This is a genomic window from Nonomuraea sp. MG754425 (assembly GCF_021699195.1).
Lineage (GTDB): Bacteria > Actinomycetota > Actinomycetes > Streptosporangiales > Streptosporangiaceae > Nonomuraea.
In genome coordinates this window covers 1-10434 of sequence record NZ_SSXE01000269.1, presented here as the reverse complement: position 1 = coordinate 10434, position 10434 = coordinate 1, and the positions used below count along the sequence as shown (strand labels likewise).

Genomic DNA, 10434 nt, shown 5'->3' with positions numbered 1-10434 from the left:
GCCCCTGCCCCGGCCCCGGACAGGCACCGCACCGCACCGCACCGCCCACCACCCAAGCCACTCACCACCCCGCACCGCTCACCAAAGGGTCTGAGGTGTGTGGCCCGGACTTCCGTTCGTGACGTCCAGCCGCCATGATCGATGGCCGTGGCAGCGCTACCCCCCGCGCCGGGCTCGCTCATCGGCAAGATCGTCCTGCTCGCGGTCGCGCTCGGCCCGCCCGCGCTGGCCGGGGCGGGGCTGTGGCCCCAGGTGCGGGCCCATCCGGCGCTCGCCGCCGGCGCGGTCCTGATGTGGTGGGTGCTGGTGCTGGCGGGCCGGCTGGCGGCGAAGGTGGGCGGCGAGGTCTCCGCCGTGTGGGCGCCGCGGATGGCGGGCGCGGTCGATCGGGCGGTGATGTCCCGGACGTCCTACCGCAGCCACTACGTCGCCGGCCTGTCCCGGCTGCTGCGCTTCGTGGACCTGGAGGGCGTTCCCACCCAGGGTGAGCACACGCTGCGGCTGCAGGACGTGTACGTGGACGTCAGCCTCGTCCCGAGGCCGCTGCACGGGATCGCGCACGAGCCGTACCTCGGCACGGCCGCCCCCGCCCCGGGCGAGCGGGTGTCGCTGAGGCGTTTCCTGGCGGGCGCGGAGCCGGTCGTGCTGGCGGTGGTGGCGGGGCCGGGGTCGGGCAAGACGACGCTGCTGCGGCGCACGGCGCTGGAGCGGTGCGGACGGCGGCGCGGCCTGCCGGTGCTGCTGCTCCTGCGCGACCACGTCAAGACCATTGTGGACGATCCCAAGGTGCCGCTGTCGGCGGTGATCGCCTCCGAGCCGTGGTTGCACGGGGCGGTGCCCGCGTCGTGGTTCGAGCGGTCGCTGGGGCGGGGCCGCTGCCTGGTGCTGCTCGACGGCCTGGACGAGGTGGCCGGCGAGGAGGACCGCAAGAAGATGGTGGCCTGGGCGCGGGCGCAGATCGCCCGGTATCCGGGCAACGACTTCGTGATCACCTCCCGGCCGTACGGGTACGAGTCGAACCCGCTGAACGGGGCCTCGGTGCTGTCGGTGCGGCGCTTCACCCCCGCTCAGGTGTCGCGCTTCGTGCACGGCTGGTACGCGGCGGTCGAGGCGCGGGCGACCGGGGAGAAGGGCCCGCACGTCGCCGAGCGGGCCAGGAAGTCGGCCGGCGAGCTGCTCGAACGGCTCAGGGGGCAGGCGTCCCTGCACGATCTGGCGGCCAACCCGCTGCTGCTGACGATGATCGTGAACGTGCACCGGTACCGGGGCGCGCTGCCGGGCAGCCGGGCGGAGCTGTACGGGGAGATGTGCCAGGTGCTGCTGTACCGGCGGCGCGAGGCCAAGGGGGTGGCCACCGCGATCGAGCTGAAGGGGGTGCAGCGAGAGCGGGTGCTGCGGGAGGTGGCGCTGCGGATGATGCGGGGGCGGCTGCGCGACCTGACCGCCGGCCGGTTGCACCGGATGGTCGGCCCGGCGCTCGGCCGGATCGCGGCCCGGGTGGATCCGGAGGCGTTCGTCGAGGAGGTCACCCGCACGGGGCTGCTGGTCGAGCGGGAGAGCGGGTCGTACGCGTTCGCCCATCTGACGTTGCAGGAGTACCTGGCGGCGGCCCGGTTGCGCGAGGGGGACGACGGCGCGGGCGAGGTGCTGGCCGGGCACGTGGACGACCCGTGGTGGCGGGAGACGACGCTGCTGTGGGGCGCCGGCTCGGACGTGGGCGTCGTGGTGTCGGCGTGCCTGGAGTCGGGGTCCGTCCCGGCGTTGTCGCTGGCGTTCGACTGCCAGCAGGAGGCCGCCGAGCTGGCGCCGGAGTTGCGGGCGCGGCTCGACGACCTGCTGTCCGACCCGGCCCCGGCGCTGCGGCGGGTGATGAGCGAGGTGGCGGTGGCCAGGTCGTTACGCCGGGTCGTGACGATCGGACGGGACACCGAGGTGTGCGCCGTGCCCGTGCCGGTGGGCCTGTACCGGCGGTTCGTGCTGGACGAGGCGACGGCCGGCCGCTACCGCCGTCCTGACGGCATGCGGGAGTGGCCGGCCGACGACCGGCCGGTGTCGGGGGTGTGGGACGTGGACCTGGGCCCGTTCCTGGCGTGGGTGAACGAGCGTGCCCAGGGGGTGCGCTACCGGCTGCCGGCCCCCGAGGAGTGCGCGGATCCGACGGTGCGGCTGATCGCCGGGACGCGGCCGGTCTGGTGCGGCGACGGCGAGCGCCCGTCCCTGGCGGTGCCGCCGGGCGGCGGGCATCCGTTCGCGGTGTCCGAGGCGGCGGTGCGCGAGCGGTGGGCCGATGATCTGAGGTGCGCGGCGTGGGTCTATCTCGCCGCCGTCGACCGCGTGCTCGTCAGGGAGCTGGGGCTCGACGTCCGGCGCGAGGACGCCCTGGTCACCGCGGTCGACACCGTCGTCGCGGTCCAGGAGCGGCTCGACCGCGTCCGTCCCCTCCTGCGTGGCGTGCCCTCCGCCGGCGACCTGGTCGCCGGGCTGGACGAGGTCGGCGCGCGGTTCACGGCGACGGGGCTCGCACGCAGGGCCGCGGCCGTCGATCCCGCCGCGACCAGGCTCATCGGGGCGGCCCGCGCGCTGCGGATCGAGCCGGAGCTGTGCGCGGCCGGGATCCTCCGCTTCCTGGACGAGAAGACCCGCGAGACGTTGCGGTTCGTGGTGGAGCTCCACGACCTGCGCGAGCTGATCGACAGACGGGTGAAGCTGAACGATCTCATCGCCCTGTCCAGGCAGGCCCGCCCCAGGGCGGCCCTGGAGCTGGCGGATTTCGCCGAGTTGTTCGTACGCCTGTCCGGCTCGGACCTGATCGGCACCGGCCGCGTCGGCCCGCAGGTCAGGCAGGCGCTGGCCCACGAGGGCCCCGACTCGATCGCCGGCCTGCTCGACGTCCCGGCGGACTGGGCACCGAGAAACGACGCCCGTCGCCGCCTGATGAACGAGGTCATGCTCGACGGTCACCTCCGGCACACCGAGAGCCCCCGGCGTTCGCCCACGCCGCTGGACGGCCCCTACGACGTCACCGGGCCGGTGTGGCCCGGCTCGCTGACGACGCACGGCCGGCTCCGTGCACTGCTCGAAGCCGTGACGCGGCGGGAGCTCCCGCTCGACGACGCCGTGGCCACCTGCCTGCGTGTCGAGGCGCTGACGGGCGCGATCGACACGGACCCGATCAGCACGGACTCGATCAGCACGGACTCGATCAGCACGGGCGCGATCAGCACGGGCGCGATCAGCACGGGCGCGATCGGCCTCGCGCACGGCGTCACGGCCCTGCAACTGCGCGCGCGGGGCGCGGTCGTCCCCGACGACGTGATCGTCCTGGTGCGGGGCTGATCAGCCCAGGTCGGCGATGGCCGCGACCGGGCCGCCGCCGGACGGACCCTGGTGCACGGCCGCCACCGACACGAACACCGCCGGGTCGCCCGTCACCGACGCGGCCACGCCGCCCACGGCGGCCTTGATCTGGCGGTGCCAGTGCACGTCGGAGTCGTCCAGCATGATGTTGCGCCGCCCGCGCACCCGCCCCGACGGGTCGGCCTCGCACTTCATGAACACGTTCACCAGCCGCCCCCCGAGGTCGGACGGATGCGGCCGATCGGGCAGATCGATCCCGGAGTCGCGGATGGCCTGCCAGATGCCGTCGGCGTCGAGGGCGTCCCGCATCACGCTGTGCCCGATGCGGTAGCGTCCGCCGATCCCGCGCACGTTGCCCACCAGCACGATCTGCGCCCGGTCCAGCTCGACCCCGGACGAGCACGAGGCCACGGACGAGTACAGCGACAGGTCCTTGTGGATCTGGTCGGCGCGCGGCATCTCGATCTCCCCCAGGGCGACGGCGATGCCGAGGGCGGTGGTGGAGTTGGACAGGTCCATGGAGGGACCGGTCTCCTCGATGGCGGTGTCCTGGCCGCGGCTCTTGGCGTCGGTGATGGTGGCCAGGGTGAGCAGCGGCGTCTTGGTCTGCACGTAGTGCACTTCGCGCGGGTCGTCGATGCCGGCGAGCTTCATGGCCTCGCGCACGCCGGCGGCGACCTTCTCGACCATGGCCGGACGGCCGATGTCCTCGGGCAGGATGACCTCGCTCATCGCGACCCCCACCGACAGCCGGGGCTCGTCGGAGGCGGGGGCGTCGGCGGTGGTGGCGAAGACGGTGGCGTGCGGGCTGAGGATGCCGTCGGTGCCGCCGGACCAGACCAGCGGGACGTTCTCCGGCGCGGGGTGCCCGTGCTCGGCGAGGACCTCGCGGAAGGCGCGGTCGGCGAGGATGCGGGTGTAGTCGTTCACGCCGCCGTTGCCCTCGGTCTTGCCGACGACGGCCAGCACCCGTTCGGCCTCGATCACGCCGTCGGCGAAGAGCCGGGCCAGGCCGGAGGCGTCGGTGACGCTCTCGATCGGCACTTTGCGCACTTCGATCGGGTCCGGCATGCGTTGCCCTTTCTGCTGGCGGCGGGTCCCCACGCTACCGAGCCGGCCGGCGGGGTTCATGGTCAATGTGTGCCCACGAACCGCGCGGGTGATGTCAAGGTGCGCTGATCGCGGCCGGACGCCGGTGAGCCGTCGTGGAGCCGGTCACCCTAGAGTCGGGCGGGTGATTCGCGAAGCACACGTCAACGGGATCAAGCTCGTCTACCGGGAGGAAGGCCGGCCGGCCGCTCCCCCTCTGGTGCTGCTGCACGGCCGCACCGCCGACCACAACGACTGGAACGGCATCACCCAGCACTTCGCCGCCCGGCATCACGTGTTCGCGCCCGATCTGCGGGGGCACGGGGCCAGCGACTATCCGGGCGCGTACCCGCTGTCCGAGATGGCCGCCGACGTCGTCGCGCTGCTCGACCACCTGGGCCTCGGCCGGATCGTCCTCGTCGGGCACTCGCTCGGCGCGGTGGTCGCCTGCCTGGTGGCCATGGGCGGTACGGACCGGGTCGAGCGGCTGGTGCTGGAGGACCCGCCGCCCGCCCACCCGCTGACCGGCCGTTCGCCGGTCGTGGAGGACGACTCCACCGGGTTCGACTGGCGGATGGTGCACCAGACCGAGCGGCAGATGGTCGACCACGACCCCGCGTGGGCCGACGGGCTGGCGAAGATCACGGCTCCGACGCTGGTGTTGTCGGGCACGCTCAGCCCGTTCGAGCCCGACGTGGCGGCCCGGATCCCGGGGGCGAGGCTGGCCAGGATCGAGGTGGGGCACCTGGTCCACCGCGACGCCCGCCAGGAGTTCCTGCGCGAGGTGGACGCGTTCCTCAAGCGCTGATCACGCCGCCGTAACATCGGTGTCACGTTCGCGGGCCAGGGTAGGTGCGTGGTTGACATGCACGTACACCAGCGCCTGACCAGGCTGAGGCTGATGGCGCCGTCGATCGGCCAGTGCGCTGCGGGAGCGGCGCTGGCCTGGCTGGTGGCCAAGGAGGTGCTCGGGCATCCGAGCCCGTTCTTCGCGCCGATCGCGGTGGTGGTGTGCATCGGCGTGGGGCTCGGGCAGCGGCTGCGGCGGGTCGTCGAGCTGGTGGCCGGGGTCAGCCTGGGCGTCGGCGTGGGCGACCTGCTGGTGTCCTGGATCGGCTCGGGGGCCTGGCAGATCGCGCTGGTCGTGGCGCTGGCCATGGGCGTGGCCGTGCTGCTCGACAGCGGCTCGCTGATCGTGCTCCAGGCGGGCTCGTCGGCCGTGCTGGTCGCCACGCTGCTGCCGCCGTCGGGTCTCGGCGGCCTCGACCGGATGGTGGACGCCCTGGTGGGCGGTCTCATGGGGCTGGCGGCCGTGGCGTTGCTGCCCGCCAGTCCGTCGGCGCTGGCCACGCGGCACGCGACCGCGCTGTTCGGCGCGCTGTCCGACACGCTGCGGCAGATCGCCGAGGCGATCGAGCGGTCCGACTCGGCGCTGGCCGGCCAGGCGCTGGAGGCGGCGCGGGGCACGCAGACGAGTGTGGAGGAGTTCAGGCAGGCGCTGGCGACCAGCCGGGAGATCGCCACCATCTCGCCGCTGCACCGCCATCGCCGTCCCCGGCTGGAGGCGTACGAGAAGGCGGCCGTGCCGCTCGACCACGCGCTGCGTAACGCGCGGGTGCTGGCCAGGCGGGCGATCGTGGCGCTCGACGGTTCCAGCGAGCTGCCGCCCTGGCTGCCGCGGGCGCTGCGCGAGCTGGCCGAGGCGACCCTGCTGCTGCGTGACGAGCTGGCCACCGGCCTGCCTCCCGAGCGGTCGGGCCGGGCGATCCTGTCGGTGGCCGCGTACCAGGAGGCCAGGCGGTGGGGGTTCTCGGCGGACGTGATGATCGCCCAGCTCCGGTCGATCGTCGTGGACCTGCTCCAGGCGACGGGCACCGAACGCGCGGAGGCGGTGGCCGCCCTCCCGCCCCTGGACTTTCCTCCCGAGCCACACGAAATGGACTTAGATGGGGCAAATGTGACCCCAATGTCATAAAGATCCGCCAAGGTGGAAAGGTGCTAACCAGGCTCGGCGATCTCGTGAAGGAGCGGCTGGGCACGTTCGCCCTGACGGCGCCGTCGATAGCGCAGTGCGCGGTCGGCTCGGCCCTGGCCTGGACCGCCGCCATCGAACTGCTCGGCCACCCCCGCCCTTTCTTCGCCCCCATCTCCGTGCTCATCTGCGTGGGCGTCGGCCTCGGCCAGCGGCTGCGCCGGGTCGTCGAACTGGTGGTCGGGGTCAGCCTGGGCGTCGGCGTGGGCGACCTGCTCGTGGCCTGGATCGGCTCGGGCGCCTGGCAGCTCGCCCTGGTGGTCGGGCTGGCCATGACGGTGGCCGTGCTGCTCAACAGCGGGGCCCTGTTCGTCGCGCAGGCGGGTTCGTCGGCGGTGCTGGTGGCCACGCTGGTGCCCGGCGACGGGGCCGGCGGCCTGGACCGCATGGCCGACGCCCTCACGGGCGGCGTCATCGGCATCGCGGCGGTGGCGCTGCTGCCCGCCGGCCCGTTCACGATCGCGGCCAAGCACCTGTCCGGGGTGCTCGACGCGCTGTCCACCGTGCTGGAGCGGGCGGCGGAGGCCATCGAGAAGCGCGACGCGGACCTGGCGGCCGAGGCGCTGGAGGAGGCCCGTAAGACGCAGGCGGTGGTGGAGGAGTTCGAGGCGGCGCTGGAGACCAGCAAGGAGATCACCCTGATCTCGCCGCTGCACTGGCACCGCCGCGCCCGCCTGGCCCGCTACGAGACCGCCGCCGTGCCGGTGGACCTGGCGCTGCGCAACGCCAGGGTGCTGAGCAGGCGCACCCTGGCCGCGCTCGGGGAGTCCAGCCCGCCACCGGCCGCGCTGGCCGAGGCGATGCGCGAGGTGTCGGAGGCGGCGCTGCTGCTGCAACTGGAGCTCGGGGCCGGCCGGGAGCCCACCCTGGCCCGGCAGGCGCTGCTGGCGGTGGCGGCCAGGGAGCGGCCCGACGGGCTGGGCTTCTCGGCGCACGTGATCATCGCGCAACTGCGCTCGGTGGTGGTGGACCTGCTGCAGGCGACGGGGATGGGGCACGAGGAGGCCACGGCGGCGCTGACCCCCCTCGACGGGACGGGCACGCGCGGCGGGGCCGCCCGCCGGGACCCGCAGTCCGGCACCCGCGACACGGCGGCGGAGAACCGCCCGTTCGCCGCCGAGCACTGACCCGCGGGGCCGCGCAGCCTGGTGCGGCCGATCGGAGGGCAGCCCGGCCCGCGAAGCCTGGGCGCGGCGCCTCGCAGGGCGGGCCGCGCAGCCTGGGTGCGGTGCTCCTGGGAACGTCTCACCACTGCCTGTCCGCCGCCGGCCTCGGCAGACTCGGTCTCCCAGAGACCACGGAGGCGAACGGACATGTACCGGAAGACGACACTCGCCCTCGGCATCCTCATGGCGCTGGTCGTCGCCTGCGCCGACGGCGTCCGCGGCACGAGACAGCCCCCGCACCCGTACGTCGGCATGTGGGTCACCGCCGACGGGCGCATCAGGCAGGAACTGCTGCCGGACGGCCGGTACGAGGAGGCCCGCGACGGCCGCGAGCGCGCCTACACCGGCCGCTACACCGTCACCGGCAGCCACCTGGAGTACGTCGACGACACCGGCTTCACCGCCACCGGCGACGTCCGCGACGGCGTGCTCCACCACGAGCACCTCGTGCTGTACCGGGAACGCTGACGACCCGGGTCAGGCGGACAGGCGCTTCAGCCGGGCCACCGCCTCGTCGATGACCTCGTCCTTCTTGCAGAAGGCGAAGCGCACGAAGTGCCGCCCGCGATCCTGGTGGTCGTAGAACACCTGAGTGGGGATGGCCACCACCCCGGCCAGCTCGGGCAGCCGCCGCGTCAGCTCCAGCCCGTCGGAGAAGCCCAGCGGCCGGATGTCGGTCTGCACGAAGTACGTGCCCGCGGGCCGCAGCACCGTGAAGCCCGCCGCCGACAGGCCCTCCATCAGCCGGTCGCGCTTGTCCTGCAGCCCGGCCCCGAGCGCGTCCACCCAGTCCATCTCGTGCCGCAGCCCGTAGGCCACCGCGAGCTGCCACGGCGCGGCCGCCGTGAACGTGAGGAACTGCTTGACCGTCTGCACCGCCGTGACCAGCGCCGGGGGCGCGCAGATCCAGCCGGTCTTCCAGCCGGTGACTGAGAACGTCTTGCCCGCGGACGAGATCATGACCGTGCGTTCGCGCATGCCGGGCAGCGTGGCCATCGGGACGTGCTCGACCCCGTCGAAGGTGAGGTGCTCGTACACCTCGTCCGTGATCGCGATCAGGTCGTGCTCCTGGCAGAACTCGGCGATGGCGGTCAGCTCGGCGCGGGTGAAGATCGTGCCCGTGGGGTTGTGCGGGGAGTTGACCAGGATGGCGCGGGTGCGCGGGGTGACGGCGGCGCGCAGTTCGTCGGGGTCGAAGGTGAAGCGGCCCTCGACCGGCGTGAGCGTGACCGTCACGAGCCGGGCCTGGGCCATGGCGATCGAGGCGGCGTAGGAGTCGTAGTAGGGCTCGAAGGCGATCACCTCGTCGCCGGGCTCGCACAGCGCGAGCACGCTCGCCGCCACCGCCTCGGTGGCCCCCACGGTGACCAGCACCTCGCCCACCGGGTCGTAGGCGAGGCCGTAGCGGGCCGCCCGGTGCTCCGACACCGCCTGCCGCAACTCCAGCACCCCGGGCCCCGGCGGGTACTGGTTGGCGCCCGCGCCGATGGCCTGGACGGCGCGGTCGAGCATCGCGGCCGGGCCGTCGGTGTCGGGGAAACCCTGGCCGAGGTTGATGGATCCGGTCTGGACGGCGAGCGCGCTCATTTCCGCGAAAATGGTCGTGCCGAAGGCGCGCATCCTGCTGACAAGTGGGTCGGTCACGGCTCCAGACTATTAGTCTCGTCCCGTGATCATTCGGGTCGTGCTCGCTCTCGCGCTGTCCGCGCCCCCTGTCATGACCTCCGGCCCGGTTGCGGCGGGGGCCTGTCCCGTCCCCGTGCCCGCCCGTACGAGCTGCGGTTTCCTCGAGGTTCCCGAGCGCAGGGACGCCCCGGGCCGGACGATCAGGGTCGGCTACGCCGTGCACCGGTCGGCGCTGCCCGGGCGCGCCCCGGATCCCGTGGTGTACATGAGCGGCGGCCCCGGATCGGCGTCGATGCAGCTCGTGGGGTTCCTGAGCCAGATGTTCCCCGATCGCGACGTGGTGACCGTCGAGCAGCGCGGCAGCAGGTACTCAGAACCGTCGCTGGCCTGCCCGGAGACCGCGCAGGCGCTGCTCGGCCGGCTGCGGCAGCCGCCGGCCGACGTCGCCGCCGCCGCGCTCCGGTGCCGCGACCGGCTCGCCCAGCGGGGCGTCGACCTGCGCGGCTACCAGACCAAGGAGATCGTGGCCGACGTGGTCGCCTTACGGCACAAGCTCGGCTACCCGTCGTGGAACCTGTTCGGCGTCAGCTACTCCACCAGGGTCATGGCAGACGTGGCCGCCGCCGACCCCGAGGGGGTGCGCTCGGTGGTGCTCGACTCGTACCTGCCGGAGGGCGTGGCCTGGTACGACGACGCCGCGCGGAACCTGGACGGGACGGTGGCGCTGCTGGGCGCGCGGGACGCCTTCGCGGCGATGCGGGCGCGGCTCAACCGGACGCCGGCCCTGGTGCCGACCATGGATCCGCTGACGGGCAGGGAGTTCACGGCGCGGATGAGCGGTGACGACGTGGCCGCGATCCTGGCGGAGGGGCTGCACGACGCCGGGGTGGCCGCCGTGGCGGCGTCGATGGTGGGCGCGCTGGCCGAGGGGCACGACGAGCTGCTGCGCCCGCTGGCGGACGCGGTGGGCGAGGGGCTGGTGTCCCACGAGTTCGGGCTGTACCACGCGGTGCAGTGCCAGGACGAGGTCCCGTTCAGCACTTTCACCACGCAATCCCAACTTTTCACCATAAATGCGGATAAAGCGGTGTGTGACGCCTGGCGGCTCCCCAAGTCCACCCCCACCGCCGCCACCGCCTCGGTGGCCCCCACGGTGACCAGCAC

General features: G+C 73.5%; 8 protein-coding genes. 6 read left to right on the top strand and 2 right to left on the bottom strand.

Going from position 1 to position 10434, the window contains the following annotated elements; translation table 11 throughout:
• The first annotated feature begins 147 nt into the window (after positions 1–147).
• Entirely contained in the window at positions 148–3336 is a 3189-nt protein-coding gene (locus FAF44_RS49035) for an NACHT domain-containing NTPase (RefSeq protein ID WP_237110346.1), read from the top strand.
• On the opposite strand, the gene FAF44_RS49030 is transcribed toward FAF44_RS49035, so the two are convergent.
• Complete coding sequence (locus tag FAF44_RS49030) at positions 3337–4428, bottom strand: ring-opening amidohydrolase (protein ID WP_237110345.1); 1092 nt, start codon at positions 4426–4428, stop codon at positions 3337–3339.
• A gap of 163 nt (positions 4429–4591) precedes the next feature.
• Here FAF44_RS49030 and FAF44_RS49025 point away from each other — a divergent pair, with 163 nt between their 5' ends.
• The 4 genes from FAF44_RS49025 to FAF44_RS49010 all read left to right on the top strand — a co-directional run bounded on the left by FAF44_RS49025 (position 4592) and on the right by FAF44_RS49010 (position 8112).
• Positions 4592–5254: an alpha/beta fold hydrolase gene (locus FAF44_RS49025; protein WP_237110344.1), complete on the top strand. Its 663-nt coding sequence runs from the start codon at positions 4592–4594 to the stop codon at positions 5252–5254.
• Positions 5255–5311: 57 nt separating this feature from the next.
• Positions 5312–6421, top strand: a complete 1110-nt coding sequence (locus tag FAF44_RS49020) for an aromatic acid exporter family protein (RefSeq protein ID WP_237110343.1) — start codon at positions 5312–5314, stop codon at positions 6419–6421.
• A gap of 20 nt (positions 6422–6441) precedes the next feature.
• Entirely contained in the window at positions 6442–7605 is a 1164-nt protein-coding gene (locus FAF44_RS49015) for an aromatic acid exporter family protein (RefSeq protein ID WP_237110342.1), read from the top strand.
• 186 nt (positions 7606–7791) lie between these two features.
• A complete protein-coding gene (locus FAF44_RS49010) occupies positions 7792–8112 on the top strand; it encodes an Atu4866 domain-containing protein (RefSeq protein WP_237110341.1) in 321 nt (106 codons plus the stop codon).
• A gap of 9 nt (positions 8113–8121) precedes the next feature.
• Here the strand turns inward: FAF44_RS49010 and FAF44_RS49005 are convergent, their stop codons facing one another.
• A complete protein-coding gene (locus FAF44_RS49005) occupies positions 8122–9288 on the bottom strand; it encodes a pyridoxal phosphate-dependent aminotransferase (protein WP_237110340.1) in 1167 nt (388 codons plus the stop codon).
• A gap of 25 nt (positions 9289–9313) precedes the next feature.
• On the opposite strand from FAF44_RS49005, the gene FAF44_RS49000 reads away from it, so the two are divergent.
• Positions 9314–10434, top strand: a 1121-nt coding sequence (locus FAF44_RS49000; RefSeq protein ID WP_237110339.1) for an alpha/beta fold hydrolase, incomplete at its 3' end; no start/stop codon positions are given.